The organism is Kitasatospora sp. NPDC056327 (genome assembly GCF_042261735.1).
GTDB lineage: Bacteria > Actinomycetota > Actinomycetes > Streptomycetales > Streptomycetaceae > Kitasatospora.
Genome location: NZ_JBHJRC010000024.1, coordinates 1 through 17,324 on the forward strand (window position 1 = coordinate 1; position 17,324 = coordinate 17,324).

The 17,324-nt window shown below is 74.3% G+C and carries 16 protein-coding genes; 9 read left to right on the forward strand and 7 right to left on the reverse strand.

The features are described from left to right. The 3 genes from ACFCX4_RS06025 to ACFCX4_RS06035 form a co-directional block, all read right to left on the reverse strand. Positions 1 to 343 (reverse strand): hypothetical protein (locus tag ACFCX4_RS06025; protein ID WP_376139260.1); only part of this gene is annotated, 343 nt, incomplete at its 3' end. A 300-nt stretch (positions 344 to 643) separates the two neighbouring features. After that, positions 644 to 1,774 (reverse strand): sensor histidine kinase, encoded by a 1,131-nt coding sequence (locus ACFCX4_RS06030; protein WP_376139261.1) that lies wholly within the window; start codon positions 1,772 to 1,774, stop codon positions 644 to 646. An 84-nt stretch (positions 1,775 to 1,858) separates the two neighbouring features. After that, positions 1,859 to 2,596 carry a response regulator transcription factor gene (locus ACFCX4_RS06035; RefSeq protein ID WP_376139262.1) on the reverse strand — a complete coding sequence of 246 codons (738 nt, stop codon included), beginning with the start codon at positions 2,594 to 2,596 and terminating at the stop codon, positions 1,859 to 1,861. A 547-nt stretch (positions 2,597 to 3,143) separates the two neighbouring features. Between ACFCX4_RS06035 and ACFCX4_RS06040 the strand changes: the two genes are divergently transcribed. From ACFCX4_RS06040 to ACFCX4_RS06055, 4 genes are all read left to right on the forward strand, one after another. After that, the gene (locus ACFCX4_RS06040; RefSeq protein WP_376139264.1) at positions 3,144 to 3,923 is read left to right on the forward strand and encodes a rhomboid-like protein; all 780 of its coding nucleotides are present in this window, start codon (positions 3,144 to 3,146) and stop codon (positions 3,921 to 3,923) included. Positions 3,924 to 4,071: 148 nt separating this feature from the next. Beyond that, the gene (gene lon, locus ACFCX4_RS06045) at positions 4,072 to 6,471 is read left to right on the forward strand and encodes an endopeptidase La (RefSeq protein WP_376139265.1); all 2,400 of its coding nucleotides are present in this window, start codon (positions 4,072 to 4,074) and stop codon (positions 6,469 to 6,471) included. A 64-nt stretch (positions 6,472 to 6,535) separates the two neighbouring features. Next, positions 6,536 to 7,096, forward strand: a complete 561-nt coding sequence (locus tag ACFCX4_RS06050) for a GtrA family protein (protein WP_376139267.1) — start codon at positions 6,536 to 6,538, stop codon at positions 7,094 to 7,096. Further along, complete coding sequence (locus tag ACFCX4_RS06055) at positions 7,089 to 8,309, forward strand: ROK family protein (protein ID WP_376139268.1); 1,221 nt, start codon at positions 7,089 to 7,091, stop codon at positions 8,307 to 8,309. The genes ACFCX4_RS06050 and ACFCX4_RS06055 overlap by 8 nt, the downstream gene beginning before the upstream one ends. A gap of 36 nt (positions 8,310 to 8,345) precedes the next feature. Here ACFCX4_RS06055 and ACFCX4_RS06060 read toward each other — a convergent pair whose 3' ends face one another. After that, positions 8,346 to 9,437: an ABC transporter permease gene (locus ACFCX4_RS06060; protein WP_376139270.1), complete on the reverse strand. Its 1,092-nt coding sequence runs from the start codon at positions 9,435 to 9,437 to the stop codon at positions 8,346 to 8,348. Between the two features lie 111 nt (positions 9,438 to 9,548). Between ACFCX4_RS06060 and ACFCX4_RS06065 the strand changes: the two genes are divergently transcribed. Beyond that, entirely contained in the window at positions 9,549 to 10,022 is a 474-nt protein-coding gene (locus ACFCX4_RS06065) for a MarR family winged helix-turn-helix transcriptional regulator (protein ID WP_376139271.1), read from the forward strand. Between the two features lie 146 nt (positions 10,023 to 10,168). Continuing rightward, a complete protein-coding gene (locus ACFCX4_RS06070) occupies positions 10,169 to 11,716 on the forward strand; it encodes an MDR family MFS transporter (RefSeq protein WP_376139272.1) in 1,548 nt (515 codons plus the stop codon). A gap of 79 nt (positions 11,717 to 11,795) precedes the next feature. Here the strand turns inward: ACFCX4_RS06070 and ACFCX4_RS06075 are convergent, their stop codons facing one another. Continuing rightward, entirely contained in the window at positions 11,796 to 12,050 is a 255-nt protein-coding gene (locus ACFCX4_RS06075; protein ID WP_376139273.1) for a hypothetical protein, read from the reverse strand. Between the two features lie 29 nt (positions 12,051 to 12,079). Then, positions 12,080 to 13,270, reverse strand: coding sequence for an anion permease (locus ACFCX4_RS06080; protein WP_376139274.1), 1,191 nt, complete (start codon positions 13,268 to 13,270; stop codon positions 12,080 to 12,082). Positions 13,271 to 13,606: 336 nt separating this feature from the next. Between ACFCX4_RS06080 and ACFCX4_RS06085 the strand changes: the two genes are divergently transcribed. From ACFCX4_RS06085 to ACFCX4_RS06095, 3 genes are all read left to right on the forward strand, one after another. Next, positions 13,607 to 15,370: a C40 family peptidase gene (locus tag ACFCX4_RS06085; RefSeq protein ID WP_376139275.1), complete on the forward strand. Its 1,764-nt coding sequence runs from the start codon at positions 13,607 to 13,609 to the stop codon at positions 15,368 to 15,370. Positions 15,371 to 15,418: 48 nt separating this feature from the next. Continuing rightward, complete coding sequence (locus ACFCX4_RS06090; protein WP_376139276.1) at positions 15,419 to 16,003, forward strand: hypothetical protein; 585 nt, start codon at positions 15,419 to 15,421, stop codon at positions 16,001 to 16,003. A gap of 185 nt (positions 16,004 to 16,188) precedes the next feature. Next, the gene (locus ACFCX4_RS06095) at positions 16,189 to 16,674 is read left to right on the forward strand and encodes a DUF6879 family protein (protein ID WP_376139277.1); all 486 of its coding nucleotides are present in this window, start codon (positions 16,189 to 16,191) and stop codon (positions 16,672 to 16,674) included. Positions 16,675 to 16,690: 16 nt separating this feature from the next. Here ACFCX4_RS06095 and ACFCX4_RS06100 read toward each other — a convergent pair whose 3' ends face one another. After that, positions 16,691 to 17,296, reverse strand: coding sequence for a CatB-related O-acetyltransferase (locus ACFCX4_RS06100; RefSeq protein ID WP_376139278.1), 606 nt, complete (start codon positions 17,294 to 17,296; stop codon positions 16,691 to 16,693). Positions 17,297 to 17,324 lie beyond the last annotated feature (28 nt).

Here is a 17,324-nt window from a genome sequence, read left to right on the forward strand (position 1 = left end):
GCGCGGGGGCCGGGGCCGCGGGGGCCACCGGGGCCGGCTGCACCGGCGCGGGCGCGGCCGGGGCGGCGGGGGCCTGCGCGGCGGGGGCCTGGACGGCCGGAGCTGCGGCGGGCGCGGGGGCGGCGGCGGGGGTCGGCGTGGTGCCGACCGGGGTCGCGGCCTGGGTCACTGGGGTCACCTCGGTACCGGGCTTGTAGTCGGCGAAAAAGTCCCACCAGGCTCGGTCGACCGAGTTCGGGTCCTGGAGGTACTGCTGGTAGATCTCGTCGACGAGCCACTCATTGGGGCCGAAGCCAGTGGAGCTTGCCGAGCTGTTGGGGTGTTCAGGGGACTGTGGCGACACGGCGGCAACCGCCCTCTTCCGCTTCCTTTTGGGATGTTTGGACAGCGGGGATTAAGGCTACGCCTCCGACCAGTGATCGCGCAGTCCCCGGGGGCCAGGCGTCGCCCAGATCACAGTCCTGACCTGCGGTTTGGCTGAAAATGTGCGTTAGAAACCGGCATCGGGGGGGAACCGACCGGTTCCGACTGCCCGCCAAAGCGGGTCAAATGCGGACAAAGAGGGGTTTGGGCCTCGGGCGAAGCTCTGTGTCGGATCTGTAACATTCGTCCGCTTCGCCCGAGGCCCCGGCCCCGCCGCTCCTCAGCGCGGCCCGGGCAGCCGGACCTCGATCCGGCAGCCCCGGGCGGCCTCGGCGACCTCGATCCGCCCGCCGTGCAGGTCCACCGCCCAGCGGGCGATGGCCAGCCCCAGCCCGGTGCCGCCGTCCGCGCCCGGTCCGGCCGCGGTCGCGGTGCCGCTGCGGCCGAACCGCTCGAAGACCCTGGTGCGGTCCGCCGCCGGAATGCCCGGACCCTCGTCCTCGACCTCCAGCAGCAGCGAGCCGGGTCCCTCGTCGGGCCGTGCGCGGACGGTCACGGTGCCGCCGGGCGGGGAGTGCTTGCAGGCGTTGTCGACCAGGTTGGCCACCACCTGGTGGAGCCGCTCCGGGTCGGCGACGCCGGTCAGGCCGATCGGGCTCACCTCCAGGGCGAGCCGGACGTCGCCGCGCCGGGAGAACGCCCCGCCGGCCGTCGCGCCGTCCACCGTGACCCCGCGCAGCACGCCGTCCAGGAACTCGCGCACCTCGAAGGGGCGGGCGTCCAGGTCGACCACGCCGTCGTCGATCTTGGAGAGGTCGAGCAGGTGGGTGACCAGCCGGCCGAGCCGTTCGGTCTGCTCCAGCGCGGCACCCAGGGTCGCCGGGTTCGGCTGGACGACGCCGTCGACCACGTTCTCCAGCACGGCGTGCAGCGCGGCGATCGGCGTGCGCAGCTCGTGCGAGACGTTGGCGATCAGCTCCCGGCGGTGCCGGTCGGCGGCCTCCAGGTCGGCCGCCATCTGGTTGAAGGTCGTGGCCAGCTCGCCGATCTCGTCGCGCGAGTTCACCTCGACCCGGCGGCTGTAGTCGCCGGAGGCCATCGCGCGGGCGGCGGCGGTCATGTCGCGCAGCGGGGCGGTCAGCCCGTGCGCGAGGAACTGCATCAGGAGCAGTGAGGCGATCATCGAGAAGATCATGATGATCCGGATCTGGGTCTCGGACCGGATCGCCACGACCACCATGCCGGTGGCCAGGAAGACCGACACGATCACCAGCAGGGCGAGCTTGCCCTTGATCGAGCGGACCGGGTCGAGCGGCCGGATGTCGGCCCAGACCCGTTGCGCGGCGCGGGCGGCCAGGGTGGGCGGCCGGCTGCCGTCGAGATCCCCGTTGCGTTGCTGTGGAAAGGTCATTGCTCCCCTGTGATCCCCCGCACGGGTGCGCACGGGCGGTCGGGACACGGGCCCCCCGGCGGCCCGTCGTCCGGAGGCCGGCCGCTACGAGAGCGGCGCCTCCAGCGCGTATCCGACGCCGTGGACGGTGCGGATCCAGCTGGCGCCGATCTTGCGGCGCAGCGCCTTGACGTGGCTGTCGACGGTGCGGGTGCCGGACGCGTCCGTCCAGTCCCAGACCTCGGCCAGCAGTTGCTCGCGGGTGAGCACGGCCCGCGGCTGGGCGGCCAGGCAGGCGAGCAGGTCGAACTCGGTCGGCGTCAGGTGGACGTCGCCGGAGGCCAGCCGGACCCGGCGCTGGACGTGGTCGATCTCCAGCTCGCCGAACCGCAGGCTGCCCAGCGCGGGCGTGCGGGCGGCCTGCTGGGCGCGCTCGACGCGGCGCAGCAGGACGTTGACCCGGGCGGCGAGTTCGCGCATCGAGAACGGCTTGGTCATGTAGTCGTCGGCGCCGACGCCGAGGCCGACCAGCAGGTCCGTCTCGTCGTCCCGCGCGGTGAGCATCAGGACCGGCACCGGGCGCTGGGCCTGGATCCGGCGGCACACCTCCAGGCCGTCGAAGCCGGGCAGCATGATGTCGAGCACGACGAGGTCGGGCTGCCAGGTGTGGAAGCCGTCGACCGCGCCGGGGCCGTCGTGGGCCACGGCGACCTTGAAGCCCTCCGCGCCCAGGCGGGCCGCGATGGACTCGGCGATCGTGGGCTCGTCCTCGACCACCAGCACTCTGCGCTGACTGCTCACCGTGCCGCCGGCGTTCTGGTTGTCCTGCTGAATATCTGTCACGGTCACGCCACCGCCCCCAGGGCTGCGGGCCGGCCATCTGTGGGGATGGCAAAGGCTCCGCTCGTAGTCTTGTTCCGTCGTGGACTGTGCCGGGTCCGCCGTCCCGTCGTGTGTGCGGGTCGGGCGAACGGGCGTCCCCGCTCACCTCTGCCGCACACCTCGCAGCGTACGGACAGTGGGTGATTCCCGGCAGGTGGACCGGACATTTCCGGCCCGCGGTCCGGCTTGTCGGGCCGGCCGCCGGGCCCACTCGGAAGTGGGCACGGGCCGATACCTTACCCGGCGTTTTTTCACTCCGTAACGGTACGTATGCACATCAGTTGGTACCAAGCCGCCGGTCAGGGGGGATGGCGGCCCTTGAGGGGGGAGAAGGTCTGGACCAATTCGACCCCGCTCCGCCGGAGCCGCATCCAGTGTTCTCCCAGCCGGCTCCCAGGAGCCGCCCGTACCGTGACCACGACAAAAGGACGGGGGCGGGATTACCGGCACCGGCCGGTACGTTGGACCCGCACGGGGTGACGGCCACCGGCGCCGGAGCGGAGGAGATGTGACGGAGCGGCAGGCGTACGCCGGGCGCGGCGGGCCGCCGTACGGCATGCTCCGGCTCGGTCTGCGGTCCGGGGCCGTCGGCCGGCTGCTGGCCGTGGTGCCGACCCCGCGCCGCAACCCCTTCGCGCTCGGCTACCTCGCGGTGGTCGGCGCCACCACCACCTTCGCCGGGCTGGCCGACCCGGAGCTGGTGCTCCGGCTCCAGGAGGCCTCCAGCTCCGACGGGCACAACCTGTTGCAGCATCCGCTGCGCGCGCTGCTCCTCAGCGGCTTCTGGGTGGCCGGGCCGGTCTGGGTGCCCTACCTGTGGGCCTTCGCCCTCACCGTGGCCCCGCTGGAGCGTCGGGTCGGGCCCGCCCGGGCCGCCGCCGTCTTCGCCGCCGGGCACGTCCTGGCCACCCTGCTCTCCCAGGGCGTGGTGATCGTCGCGGTGGAGACCGGGCGGCTGGAGCCGGCCGCGATGGACCTCCTCGACATCGGCGTCAGCTACGGCGTGCTCGCCAGCCTCGGTGCGCTGGCCGGGCTGCTGCGCCCGGCCGGGCGGCTGGCCGCGCTCGCGCTGGCCTCGGTGACCATCGCCGAGCAGATCTCCTCCGACCGGGACCTCGTCACCGGGGTCGGCCATCCGGTGGCGCTGCTGACCGGGGTCGCGCTGTGGCGGTGGCTGCGCCGCTGGGACGGTCACCGCCCGCGCCGCGGCCGGGCGCCCGACCGCGCGGCGGCGTCCAGGCCCGCCGAGCTCCCCCGGCCCGCGCCGGCCCCGGCGCGCCCGTACTGACGCCCGTTCCGGGCCCGTCCGCACAGGTTTTTGACAGCACCGGCAGGGGCCCTTCACTGTTCGCTCACGGCGAACGGAGCCGGGGGAACATCCGGCGCCCCGGCAGCCTTAGTCAGGTCGACTCAACTTCGCTGACTGGGGAGAGATCATGGCATCGACGTCCACACCGCTCACCCTGCCCGTCCTGCCGCTCGACGACGAGGTCGTCCTGCCGGGCATGGTGGTCCCGCTGGACCTTCAGGACACCGAGGTCCGCGCCGCCGTCGAGGCCGCGCGCGCCGCGGCCACCGGCACCACCGGAAAGCCCCAGGTCCTGCTGGTCCCGCGGGTGGACGGCTCGTACGCGGCGGCCGGCACCCTCGCCACCGTCGAGCAGGTCGGCCGGCTGGCCGACGGCGACCCGGCCGCGCTGGTGCGCGCCGTGCGCCGGGTGCGGATCGGCGTCGGCACCACCGGCCCCGGGGCCGCGCTCTGGGTGGAGACCACGCCGTTCCGGGAGTCCCCGGCCGGCACCCCGGTGGCCGGGCGCGCCGCCGAGCTGGTCAAGGAGTACAAGAGCCTCTCCACCCAGTGGCTGCGCAGGCGCGGCGCCTGGCAGGTGGTCGACCGGGTGGCCGCCATCGACGGCGTCGGCGAGCTCGCCGACAACATCGGCTACGCGCCCTTCGTCACCGCCGAGCAGAAGCTCAAGGTGCTGCTGGAGAGCGACCAGGTCGCGCGGCTGGAGTACGCGCTCGGCCTGCTCCGCGACCACCTCGCCGAGGAGGAGGTCAACGACACCATCCGCAAGGACGTCGAGGAGGGCGTGGCCAAGCAGCAGAAGGAGTTCCTGCTCCGCCGCCAGCTGGAGGCCGTCCGCAAGGAGCTGGCCGAGCTGAACGGCGACCCGGCCGACGAGGAGGGCGACTACCGGGCCCGGGTCGAGGCCGCCGACCTGCCGGACAAGGTCCGCGAGGCCGCGCTCAAGGAGGTCGACAAGCTGGAGCGGGCGAGCGACCAGTCGCCCGAGGGCTCCTGGATCCGCACCTGGCTGGACACCGTCCTGGAGCTGCCCTGGAACGAGCGCACCGAGGACTCCTACGACATCGCCGGCGCCCGCGCGGTGCTGGACGCCGACCACGCCGGCCTCGCCGACGTGAAGGAGCGCATCGTCGAGTACCTGGCCGTCCGCAAGCGCCGGGCCGACCAGGGGCTCGGCGCGGTGGGCGGGCGCCGGGGCGGGGCCGTGCTCGCCCTGGTCGGCCCGCCCGGCGTCGGCAAGACCTCGCTCGGCGAGTCGGTGGCCCGCGCCATGGGCCGCACCTTCGTGCGGGTCGCGCTCGGCGGCGTCCGGGACGAGGCCGAGATCCGCGGCCACCGGCGCACCTACGTCGGCGCGCTGCCCGGCCGGCTGGTCCGCGCCATCAAGGAGGCCGGCTCGATGAACCCGGTCGTCCTGCTCGACGAGATCGACAAGGTCGGCTCCGACTACCGGGGCGACCCGGCCGCGGCCCTGCTGGAGGTGCTCGACCCGGCGCAGAACCACACCTTCCGCGACCACTACCTGGAGGTCGAGCTGGACCTCTCCGACGTGGTCTTCCTCGCCACCGCCAACGTGCTGGAGGCCATCCCCGAGCCGCTGCTCGACCGGATGGAGCTGGTGCGGCTCGACGGCTACACCGAGGACGAGAAGGTGGTCATCGCCCGTGACCACCTGCTCCCGCGCCAGCTGGAGAAGGCCGGGCTCAGGGACGGCGAGGTCACGGTCGACGAGTCGGCGCTGCGCAGGCTGGCGGGCGAGTACACCCGCGAGGCCGGCGTCCGCAGTCTCGAACGGGCGGTCGCCCGGGTGCTGCGCAAGATCGCCGCGCAGAGCGAGCTGGGCGAGCGCGAGCTGCCCGCCGCGGTCGGCGCGGACGACCTGCGCGCCCTGATCGGCCGGCCGCACCACGTGCCGGAGGCCGCCCAGGAGCCCGCCGAGCGGCGCACCGCGGTGCCCGGTGTGGCCACCGGCCTGGCGGTCACCGGGGCCGGCGGCGACGTCCTCTACATCGAGGCCTCGCTCGCCGACGCCGAGACCGGCGGCACCGGGCTGACCCTGACCGGCCAGCTGGGCGACGTCATGAAGGAGTCCGCGCACATCGCGCTCTCCTTCCTGCGCTCGCGCGGAGCCGAGCTGGAGCTGCCGGTCACCTCGCTGCGGGACCGCGGCGTGCACCTGCACGTCCCCGCCGGGGCCGTCCCCAAGGACGGGCCGAGCGCCGGCATCACCATGACCACCGCGCTGGCCTCGCTGCTCTCCGGGCGCAGGGTGCGCACCGACGTGGCGATGACCGGTGAGGTGTCGCTGACCGGGCGGGTGCTGCCGATCGGCGGGGTGAAGCAGAAGCTGCTCGCCGCCGACCGGGCCGGGGTCACCACGGTGATCATCCCCAAGCGGAACGAGGCGGACCTGGACGACGTCCCGGCGGAGGTGCTGGAGCGGCTGACCGTGCACCCGGTCGCGGACGTCCGGGAGGTGCTGAAGCTGGCCCTGGAGCCCGCCGAGGTGCTGGCCGCCGTCGCCTGACGGCCGCCGCGGTGCCCTTCCCGTCCGACGGGAAGGGCACCGCGGCGCGTGCCAGACTGCGAGGATGCCGTCCCTCACCCAGCGCGTCCTGGTCCGGGTGCCGGTCCGGGTCCGCCCGGCGCTGGTCCGGCACCGGCGGCTGGTGAAGTTCCTGCTGGTCGGCAGCGGCTGCTTCGCGCTGACGCTGCTGGTCAACTACGCGCTGCGGCTCACCCTGCTGGAGCGCAAGCCGGTGGCCGCGCTCACCGCGGCGACGGTGGTGGGCACGGCGGTCTCCTACCTGTTCAACCGGCGCTGGTGCTTCCGCTCCTCCTGGCGGCGCCGCGAACCGCTGCTGTTCGTGCTGGTGAGCGCCGTCGCCGTCGCGGTCAACGTCTCGCCGCTGATCGCCTCGCGGTACCTGCTGAACCTGCGCGAGCCCTGGGTCGGCCCGGTCACCCAGGAGCTGGCCGACTTCCTGAGCGGGATGGTGCTGGGCACCTTCGTGGCCATGCTGTTCCGGTTCTGGGCCATGCAGCGCTGGGTCTTCACCCGGGTGGAGCAGCCTGAGCCGGACGGGCCGCGGCGGAGCCCGGGCTCGCAGGTGAGCGCGGCGGAAGCCGGAGCGGGTGAGGGCGATGCGTGAGACGGACGGCCTCCGGGCGGCCGGGCCCGCGAGCCAGCAGGGGATGCGCCGGGCCAACCTGGCGCTGGTGCTCGGCGTCATCGCGCGGACCCCGCGCTCGCGCGCCGAGGTGGCCGCCGAGACCGGGCTGACCAGGGCCGCGGTCTCCTCGCTCGCCGAGGAGCTGATCGCGGCGGGCCTGGTGGTCGAGGAGGGCCCGGCCGCCCCCAGCGGCAAGGTCGGCCGGCCCGGCACCGCGCTCGCGCTGGACCCCGGCGGCCCGGCCGGCCTCGGCGCCGAGATCGGGGTGGAGCACCTGGGAGCCTGCGTGGTGGACCTGCGCGGCGAGGTGCGGTCCTGGCGCCGCCAGGAGATCCGCAACCGGGGCCGGCAGCCCGCCGCCGTCATGGCCGACCTCGCCGAACTGCTCCGCCGGGCCGCCGCCGAGGCGGGCCTGCGGCCGGCCGGGCTGGCCCTGGCGGTGCCCGGACCGGTCGGGGCCGACGGCGCGCTGCTCCGGCGGGCCGCCAACCTGGGCTGGCGGGACGTCGGGGTCGCCGCCGAGCTGCGGCCGGCGCTGCGGGCCGCCGGCGCCGCGGACCTGGCCGGCCTCCCGGTGCGGGCCGACAACGAGGCCAACCTCGGCGGGCTCGCCGAGCTCTGGCTGGGCGGCGGACCGCAGCACTTCCTGCACGTCTCCGCGGAGGCCGGGATCGGCGCGGCGATCGTGGTGGACGGCCGGCTGCTGCGGGGCGCGCGGGGCTGCGCGGGCGAACTGGGCCACGTCCCGGTGCGGCCGGACGGTCCCCGCTGCGCCTGCGGGGCGCACGGCTGTCTGGAGCAGTACGCGGGGGAGTCGGCGGTGCTGCGCGCGGCCGGTCTGGAGGGCGTCCGCGGCGACTGGGTGGCGCTGCTCGCGGAGCGGGCCGGGGCCGGGGACGAGGAGGTGCGGGCCGCGCTCGGCGGGGCGGGCTCCGCGCTGGGCACCGCGGTGGCCGGGGCGGTCAACCTGCTGGACCCGGCGGAGGTGGTGCTGGGCGGCGGCTACGCCCGGCTGGCGCCCTGGCTGCTGCCGGCGATGCGGGGCGAGCTCGCGGCCCGGGTGACCGTCCGGCCCTGGTCGGACGAGCGGCTGACGGTCTCCCGGCTGGGCCGCCGCGGCCCCCTGCTGGGGGCCGCGGTCGGTGTGGTTCGGTCGGTGCTCGCCGACCCGGGGCGGCCGGCCGACCCCTGAGGCGCCGGGCCGGTCCCGGGGCCGCCGGCCGGGGCCTCAGCCGTCGACCAGCTCGCGGCTGATCCGCGAGGGGCGGCGCACCACGGCGCCGAAGGTGACGCCGACGCCGACCAGCGCCCAGACCAGCAGCACCAGCAGCGGCTGGGCCAGGTTGGTGCTGCCGAAGTAGGCGATCGAGCGGGCCGCGTCGGTACCGGCGCCGTTGGGGAACCAGGCCCCGATCGCCCGCCAGAACGGCGGCATCATCGGCGGCGGGTAGACGCCGCCCGCGCTCGGGTTGCCGAGCACCACGAAGAGCAGCACGGCGATGCCGATCCCGATGATGTCGAACAGGCACTGCAGCGCCATGGTGAAGGCGCCGACCGCGAAGACCACCAGGGCGCCGAGGGCGGACAGCGCCCAGAACGAGCCGGGCAGCGCGTCGAGCACCGGCTGGACGATGATCGCGCCGCCGATGCCGGCCGCGACCGAGTACAGCGCCAGGGTGCCGAGCCGGATCAGTGCCCGGTTGGTGTTGGCGGGCTTGGCGCCGGCGCTGACGCCGAGGATCGAGGCGACCAGGTAGCCGCCGACGCACCAGCCGATCACCAGGTAGAAGGAGGAGAGCCCGTTGGCGTCCCCCTTGGCGAGCGGCACGACGTCCTGGACGACGACGGTGCGGCCCTGGGCCTTCTCCAGACCGGTGACGACGGCCTCGGCGGCCCGGGCGGCGGACGGCCCGCGCGCGTTGGCGACCAGCAGCACGTCCTCGGTGGACGCCGGGTTCACCACCAGCGCGGCGTAGATCCTCTGGTCCTTGATCTGCTGGGTGGCGGTCTCCGCGTCCGGCGCGGTGACGGCCTTCACGGCATCGTCCGGGACCGACTCCAGGCCCTGGACCAGCTTGGGGGCGACCTGCGGCGGGGCGACCACCGCGATCGACAGCTCGTGCGGGGCCGGGTGGTGCAGCGCACCGACGTACGAGACGACGAAGCCGAGCTGGAGGAGGAGCACGCCGATGACCAGCAGCGCCGCGCGCGGGGTGACCGCGCCCTTCAGTTCGGCGGCGAGGCCCTTTCTCGGCGCCGGCTCCGGTGCGTTCACCGGGGTCCCGGCCGGCCCTGCTCCCTGCCCTGGGGCGGCGGTCATGCACATCTCCTTGCGTATCGGGGGAAACCGGATACTTAATAGCATGAACTAGTTTCGCGGATGTTTCTCCCGCGCCGGGGCGGACCGGGTCCGCTGCGGGATACTGGCGCGGTGAGTGCGCCGAACGAGGACCGGGACGAGGAGCCGCTGCTGGCGGTGGAGCGCGAGGTCGGGGTGCTGTTCCGGCGCGGCCGGGCCCGGGTGGCCGAGCTGTCCCGCCGGGTCCACCCGCGGCTGGAGGGCATGGCGTACAGCCTGCTGGGCCACGTCGAACAGGCCGGGCCGGTGCGGGTGACCGACGTCGGCGCGCACTTCGCGGTCGGCAAGGCGACGATCAGCCGGCAGATCCGGGCGCTGGAGGAGCTGGGCCTGCTGGCCCGGGAGGCGGATCCGCTGGACCGCCGGTCCGCGCGGGTCTCGCTCACCGAGGACGGGCGGCGGCGCTTCCTGGCGGCCCGGGCGGCCCGGATGGCCCGGGTGCGGGAGCTGATGGCCGACTGGCCGGAGGACGACGTGGTGCGTTTCGCGGAGCTGCTGCACCGCTTCAACGACGTGGTGGGCGAGGCGGCGGTGCCGGCCGGCTGAGCCGCGCCGCCGGCGTCCGCCGCGGGCGTGCGCGCGGGAGGCCCGGACCGGGGTGCCGGTCCGGGCTTTACTTGTTCTTGACGAATGTTGCCCAAGTCAACCATCGCCCCTATGGTTGCTTCAGGCAACTATTTCGAAGGACCTCGATGACCGTCACCACCACGCCTGCCCCGACCGGAGCCGCCGCCACGACCGACCAACCGATGACGCACCGGCAGGTGATGGAGGCACTCTCCGGCCTGCTGCTCGGCCTCTTCGTCGCCGTGCTCTCGTCGACCGTCGTCTCCAACGCGCTGCCGCGGATCCTCACCGACCTGCACGGCGGGCAGTCCGCCTACACCTGGGTGATCACGGCGACGCTGCTCACCCTCACCGCCTCCACCCCGATCTGGGGGAAGCTCTCCGACCTCGCCAGCAAGAAGCTGCTGCTGCAGATCGCGCTGGTCATCTACATCGCCTCCTCGGCCCTGGCCGGCCTCTCCCAGAGCACCGGCCAGCTGATCGCCTGCCGGGCCCTCCAGGGCATCGGCGCCGGCGGTGTCACCGCGCTCGCCCAGATCTGCCTGGCCGCGATGGTCCCGCCGCGCGAGCGCGGCCGGTACAGCGGCTACTTCGGTGCCGTCTTCGCGCTGGCCACCATCGGCGGCCCGCTCATCGGCGGGGTCATCGTCGACACCTCCTGGCTCGGCTGGCGCTGGTGCTTCTACGTCGGCATCCCGTTCGCGCTGGCCGCGATCCTGGTGCTCCAGCGCACCCTCGAACTGCCGGTGGTCCGGCGCAAGGTGCGGATCGACTACCTCGGCGCCCTGGTGATCACCGGCGCGGTCAGCCTGCTGATGATCTGGATCACCCTGGCCGGCAAGAACTACGCCTGGCTCTCCTGGCAGACCGCGGCGATGGTCGGCGGCGGGCTGCTGCTCGGCGCGCTCGCCGTCGTCGTCGAGCGCCGCGCCGCCGAGCCGATCATCCCGCCGCACCTGTTCCGGTACCGCACCGTCACCCTGTCCGCGCTGGCCAGCGTCCTGGTCGGGATCGGGATGTACGGCGCGACCACCTTCCTCAGCCAGTACTTCCAGCTCGCCCGGGACAAGTCCCCGACCGTGGCCGGCCTGATGACCCTGCCGATGATCCTCGGCCTGGCGGTCTCCTCCACCGTCGCCGGCAAGCTGATCACCAAGTACGGGAAGTGGAAGGCCTACCTGGTGGCCGGCACGCTGCTGCTCGCCGTCGGGTTCGGCCTGCTCGGCACCGCCCGGGCGGAGACGGACTACGGCCTGCTCTGCGTCTACATGGCGATCACCGGCGTCGGCCTCGGCCTCACCATGCAGAACCTCGTGCTGGCCGTCCAGAACACCGTGCCGCGCGCCGAGCTCGGTGCCGCCAGCTCGGTGGTCACCTTCTTCCGCACCATGGGCGGGGCGATGGGCGTCTCCGCGCTCGGCGCGCTGATGAACGACCGGGTCGGCCGCTACCTGGCCGAGAACCTGGCCGCCGCGCACGTCCCGGCGGGCGGGTCGCTCGGCGGCGGCATCCCGGACCTGCACGCGCTGCCCGCGCCGCTGGTGCCGCTGGTCACCGACGCGTTCGGGCACGGGGTCGGCGTGGTGTTCCTGGTGGCGGCGCCGTTCGCGCTGCTGGCCTTCGTCACCGTGCTGTTCATCCGGGAGACCGCGCTGCGCACCGGGCAGGAGTGACGTCCGGCGGGTGCGCGCGACGGCGGAGGGCCGGGAGTGGTGATCCACTCCCGGCCCTCCGCCGTCGTCGTGCCGCGGGCTACCTGCCCGCGATCAGGCTCAGCCCGTAGAGGACGGCCGCGCCGCAGACGGCGAAGCAGGCGTACGCGCCGGCCAGGGCCAGCCGGCCGCCGGCCGCCGGGGCGTCCGCACCGGCCGCCTCGCGGTGCGCGGTGAGCGCGGCCTCGCGGCGGGAGAGGGCCATGATGCCGAGCGCGAAGACGGCGACCACGGTGACGGTGATGCCGAAGCTGACACCGGCGGTCTGGGCCAGGGCGTTCCACTTGATGTGCATGGTGATGCGAGCTCCTCAGCCGGCGGCGGTCAGGCCGCGACCGTGGTCGAGGCGGGGGTCGGGGCGGCGGGCGCGGTGGCCGGGCCCACCTCCACCGGGGTGACGGCGGTGACGTCGTCGGTGTCGTTGACGTTGTCCGCGCCGACCGGCTGGCGGCGGGAGACGGCCCACATCGCACCCGAACCGGCCACCAGGGCGGCACCGACCAGGGCCACGCCCCAGTTGCCCTGCTCGGCGAGGAAGGCCGCGAGTCCGCCCACGGTGGCGGCGGCGGGCAGGGTCAGGCCCCAGGTGTAGACCATGCGGCGGACCAGGCCCCAGCGCAGCTCGGCCTTCGGGCCGCCGAGGCCGGCGCCCATGATGCCGCCGGAGCAGACCTGGGTGGTGGAGAGGCCGAAGCCCATGTGCGAGGAGGTCAGGATGACCGTGGCGGCGGCCGACTCGGAGGCGAAGCCCTGGCGCGGGGTGATGTCCGCGAGGCCCTTGCCCATCGAGCGGATGATCCGCCAGCCGCCCATGTAGGTGCCGAGCGCGATCGCGGCGCCGGCCGAGACGATCACCCAGGTGGGGGGCAGCGCGCCCTTCGGCAGGGCGCCGACCGAGACCAGGGTCAGGGTGATGATGCCCATCGTCTTCTGGGCGTCGTTGGTGCCGTGCGCCAGCGAGATCAGCGAGGAGGAGAAGACCTGGCCGGTGCGGAAGCCCTTGCCGACGGCCTTCTCGTTGCTCCGGCGGGTGATCGCGAAGGCCAGCTTGGTGGCGCCCCAGGCGGCCAGGCCGGCCACCAGCGGGGAGGCGACCGCGGGGATGAGGATCTTGCTGACCACGGTGTCGAAGTTGACGCCGTTGACACCGACACCGACCACGGTGGCGCCGATCAGGCCGCCGTAGAGCGCGTGCGAGGAGCTCGACGGCAGGCCGCGCAGCCAGGTCAGCAGGTTCCAGAGGATGGCACCGGCCAGTGCGGCGAAGATGATCTCCGGATGGATGCCGGCCTTCTCGTTGACGATCCCGCCCGAGATGGTGGTGGCGACCTTCACCGACAGGAACGCGCCCGCGAAGTTGAGGACGGCCGCGATGGTGACCGCGACCTTCGGCCGGAGGGCTCCCGTCGCGATGGAGGTGGCCATCGCGTTGGCGGTGTCGTGGAACCCGTTGGTGAAGTCGAAGGCGAGCGCCGTGATGATCACAACGGCCACCAGGAACGAGATGTGTTCCATACCCAAACAATCGTCGTAGTTGTCGCACTGATGTTGGTGTCGTGCGTGACGCTAGGGACGCTTGGTGAACGGAAGGTTAACTGGGGTCTGAATCATGGTTCCGATGGTGACCCGGGGGTGGCCGGGGTCTTTCCGGAAGGTGATGTCCGCCGCGCTGAGCTGGACATTAGTGGAGATCCGCCCGTTTCGCCCGTTTTGCTGAGAGCTGTCTCACAGGAGGGCGGAAGAATTCACCGACCCGTACGGGTGCGGTCTGTTTCCCGTGAGTAACCCATGGCAGGATCTCGGGAGGTCCGGGGACCCCGGAACGCGGGCGGACGGGGAGGGGCGGGAGCCATGGGCGGGGCGGCACGACGTGCGGGACTGACGGACGGACGGACGACGGGCACGGCGGTCGGCGGCCGGCCCGCCTGGGTCCGGGCCGCGCTGCGCTGCGGCGCCGTCCTCGCGGCCGCCGCGCTCGCGCTGCCACTGGCCGCCGGCCAGGCCTGGGCGGACCCGGCACCCGTCGCGACCGCCCCCGGCGCACCGGTCGCCGACACCGGCGGTGACCCCCTCGCCGCGGCCAAGGCCACCCTCGGCCCGCTGCTCGACCAGCTGCACGCGCTCTACCAGGGTGCCGAGGCCGCCACCGAGCAGTACAACGCGGCCGTCGACAGGGTCGCCGCGCAGCAGTCCGCGCTCGCCGAGCTCAAGTCCCGGCTGGAGCGCCAGCAGCGGCAGGTCGACGCCGGCACCGACATCGCCGCCCAGCTCGCCGCCGCCCAGTACCGCAACGGCGCCGCCTCGGCCTACGCCGAGCTGCTGCTCTCCAAGGACCCGTACGAGGCCGTCACCATCGCCGAGCTGCTCGCCACCGCCAGCCGCTCGCAGAACGAGTTCCTCAACAAGCTGACCTCCGACCGCGACGCGCTCACCGTGCTGCAGAAGCAGAACGAGGAGGCGCTCGGCACCTCGCAGACCCTGGTCGCCCAGCAGGACGCCGCGAAGGCCAAGGTCGCCGCCGACCTCGCCGCCGTCGAACAGCTGGTCTCCTCGCTCACCGGCGCCCAGCGCTCCGAACTGGAGCAGGTCGAGAAGGCCAAGGCCGACGAGGCCCAGCTGGCCTTCCTCGCCTCCGGCGTGCTCGGGCAGGGCGAGCGCACCCCCTCGCTGGCCGGGCGGGCCGCCGTCGCCTACGCGCTCGCCCAGCTGGGCAAGCCCTACGTCTGGGGCGGCGCCGGGCCGGACGTCTTCGACTGCTCCGGGCTCACCTCGCAGGCCTGGCTGCACGCCGGCAAGCCGATCCCGCGCACCAGCCAGGAGCAGTGGGCGCAGCTCCAGCACGTCCCGCTCAACCAGCTGCGGCCGGGCGACCTGATCATCTACTTCGAGGGCGCCACGCACGTCTCGATGTACATCGGCGGCGGGCTCGTCGTGCACGCGCCGCGGCCCGGCTCGTACGTCAAGGTCGGGCCGATCGGGGCCAACCCGATCCTCGGCGCCGTCCGGCCCGACCCGAGCGGGGCGGCCGACGAGGCGGGCGGCACCTGGAAGGTGCCGGACCTGCCGGCCGGGTGGGACGCGGTCACGCCGATCGCCTCCAGCCCGCTCAACCAGCCGCCGGTCCCGCCGGGCACCGTGGTGCCGCCGGTCGTGCCGGCGCTCCCGGGCGTCCCGGCGACCCCGGGCACCCCGGGCACCCCGGGCACGCCCGACCCGTCCGCCACCGGCACGCCGACCGTGCCGGCGACGCCCACCGGCACCCCCACGGGGAACCCGGCCGAGCCGGGCAACCCCACCGAGGCGCCGACCGGGCCCGGCACGCCGACGGGCACGCCCACCGGGACGCCCACGGGAACCCCGACCGGTACGCCCACGGGCACGCCCACCGGGACCCCGACCGGCACGCCCACGGGCACGCCCACCGGGACCCCGACCGGCACGCCCACGGGGACGCCGACCGGCACGCCCACCGAGACCCCTTCGTCGGCCCCCGCCACCGGCTCCGGCTCGCCCACGGCCACCGGCTCCTCCGCCGCCAAGGCCACCGGCACCGCCCCGGCGTCCGCCTCCTCGGGGGCCTCGGCCTCCGGCACTCTCGGGCCGGACCAGAACTGACCCGGCCCCGCCGCCGTCATGGGCCCGGCCCCGTGCGAGCCTGGGCCCATGACGGCGGCGGAGACGTTCGGGGCGCACCTGCGGAGGGCGAGCACGGGGGTGCTGGAACGGTTGCCCCGGCGGGTGAGGTCCGAGGTGTACGTCCTCGCGCTCGACGTCTGGCGGGTGGACGCCGATGACCGGTACCCGTACGTCGGGATCGGCCACAACACCGAGAGCCGGTACCGGGAGGCGGCGGAGGCCGAGCCCGACGAGGCGCGCTGGAACTACGCCCACTGGATCCTGGAGGGCTTCGACCGGCTCGGCAACGTTCCGGGGGACCCGGTGGGCGCGCCGTTGTGGGAGGCGGAGGCCGCACGCCTCGGCCTCTGGTACGACGGTCCCTTCGACCTCGGCCGCCGTCTGGACGACCCCGGGACCGCGCTGAAGGCGGACCTGCTGCGGAGCCGCTTCCAGGAGAGCGTGATCGGGCTGGCCCGCGACCTGAACGCGAGCGGCACCGTCGAGCGGATCTTCGGCCGCCCGCTGCCCGTCGTCGTGTTCGACATGGACAGCCCAGGCTGGGAGGAGCAGGCCACCGCGGCCGCCAACCCGCCCGGCCTGATCGCCGGCTTCCTCGCGTACTACGCCTGACCGTCGGCCGTTGCGGCTTCCCGTTCGAGCGGGCGGCGTTCCGGCCGGAGGCCCTGGACGACCGCCGCTCCCGGTGGGCCCGGGGCCGGGCGGCCGGGTGGGGGGGTTGACCGGGGTGGGTGGGTGGCGGGATTGTCTTGGGGGCGGAGGAAGTTCGTGTGCGTGGTCCCTCGGAGAGGCTGGTCGTGTCGACCTCACCCGGCATTCCCGGTGATTGGTTCTCGAAGTTCGGCCGGGAGGCGTTCCGGCTGGAGATTCCCGGCGAGCACGGTTCGGACTGGCCGGAGGAGTACCGGACGGGCGCCTGGTCCAGGGTCGTGATGGCGGCCCGCCGGGCGGGCAAGCGGATGTACCGGGTCCACGTGGTGACGCGTCCGCTCGGCGCCTGCGTCGAGGGCGACCTCCAGTGGGGGCTGATCCGGCACGTGCAGGCCGGCGAGGAGTACTACGTCCTGGACGTCACCGAGCAGGAGAACCCCGTCGCGGGCGTGCCGGAGTTCTGGCTGTTCGACGGCGGGACCGTGGCGACCCCGCGGTACGCCGGCGACGGCGCGTACCTCGGCGTCGACTTCCCCGAGGCGGGCGAGGCGGCCCGGTTCCGGGCGTACCGGGACGCCGCGATGGCCCGGGCCGTGCCGTTCGAGGAGTGGTGGGCGAAGTACGGCGGGTGAGCCCGGTCCGGCGGGGTCACCGCGCCGGGGCGGCGGCCTCCAGCTCGTCGACGGTGCCGGACATGATCGTCCGTACGTGGGCGGTGAGGTGTTCCACGGGCCAGTCCCACCAGGCGACGGCCAGCAGGCGGGCGACGTCCGGCGGCTCGTAGCGGTGGCGGACCACCCGGGCCGGGTTGCCGCCGGCGACGGCGTAGTCGGGGACGTCGGCGGTGACCACGGAGCCGGTGGCGACGATCGCGCCGTGGCCGATCCGCACGCCCGGCATCACGGTGACGCCGTTGCCGAGCCAGACGTCGTTGCCCACCACCGTGTCGCCCCGGCCGGGGAGGCCGGTGAGGAGGTCGAAGTGGTCGGCCCAGGCACCGCCCATGATCGGGAACGGGAAGGTCGACGGGCCGTCCGTGCGGTGGTTGGCGCCGTTCATGATGAACCGCACGCCGGTGCCCAGCGCGCAGTACCTGCCGATGACCAGCCGCTCCGGCCCGTAGTGGTAGAGCACGTTGCGGGTCTCGAACGCGGTCGGGTCGTCCGGGTCGTCGTAGTAGGTGAACTCGCCCACCTCGACGAGCGGGGAGGTCACCAGCGGCCGGAGCAGCACCACCCGGGGCTGCTCCGGCATCGGGTGGAGGACCGCCGGGTCGGGCGCC

What these genes read in the sequence shown, in the direction of transcription:
- ACFCX4_RS06030 (WP_376139261.1), bottom strand. Translation starts at nt 1,774, where the DNA reads ATGACCTTTCCACAGCAACGCAACGGGGATCTCGACGGCAGCCGGCCG.
- lon (WP_376139265.1), top strand. Translation starts at nt 4,072, where the DNA reads ATGGCATCGACGTCCACACCGCTCACCCTGCCCGTCCTGCCGCTCGAC.
- ACFCX4_RS06050 (WP_376139267.1), top strand. Translation starts at nt 6,536, where the DNA reads ATGCCGTCCCTCACCCAGCGCGTCCTGGTCCGGGTGCCGGTCCGGGTC.
- ACFCX4_RS06055 (WP_376139268.1), top strand. Translation starts at nt 7,089, where the DNA reads ATGCGTGAGACGGACGGCCTCCGGGCGGCCGGGCCCGCGAGCCAGCAG.
- ACFCX4_RS06060 (WP_376139270.1), bottom strand. Translation starts at nt 9,437, where the DNA reads ATGACCGCCGCCCCAGGGCAGGGAGCAGGGCCGGCCGGGACCCCGGTG.
- ACFCX4_RS06070 (WP_376139272.1), top strand. Translation starts at nt 10,169, where the DNA reads ATGACCGTCACCACCACGCCTGCCCCGACCGGAGCCGCCGCCACGACC.
- ACFCX4_RS06075 (WP_376139273.1), bottom strand. Translation starts at nt 12,050, where the DNA reads ATGCACATCAAGTGGAACGCCCTGGCCCAGACCGCCGGTGTCAGCTTC.
- ACFCX4_RS06080 (WP_376139274.1), bottom strand. Translation starts at nt 13,270, where the DNA reads ATGGAACACATCTCGTTCCTGGTGGCCGTTGTGATCATCACGGCGCTC.
- ACFCX4_RS06085 (WP_376139275.1), top strand. Translation starts at nt 13,607, where the DNA reads ATGGGCGGGGCGGCACGACGTGCGGGACTGACGGACGGACGGACGACG.
- ACFCX4_RS06090 (WP_376139276.1), top strand. Translation starts at nt 15,419, where the DNA reads ATGACGGCGGCGGAGACGTTCGGGGCGCACCTGCGGAGGGCGAGCACG.
- ACFCX4_RS06100 (WP_376139278.1), bottom strand. Translation starts at nt 17,296, where the DNA reads ATGCCGGAGCAGCCCCGGGTGGTGCTGCTCCGGCCGCTGGTGACCTCC.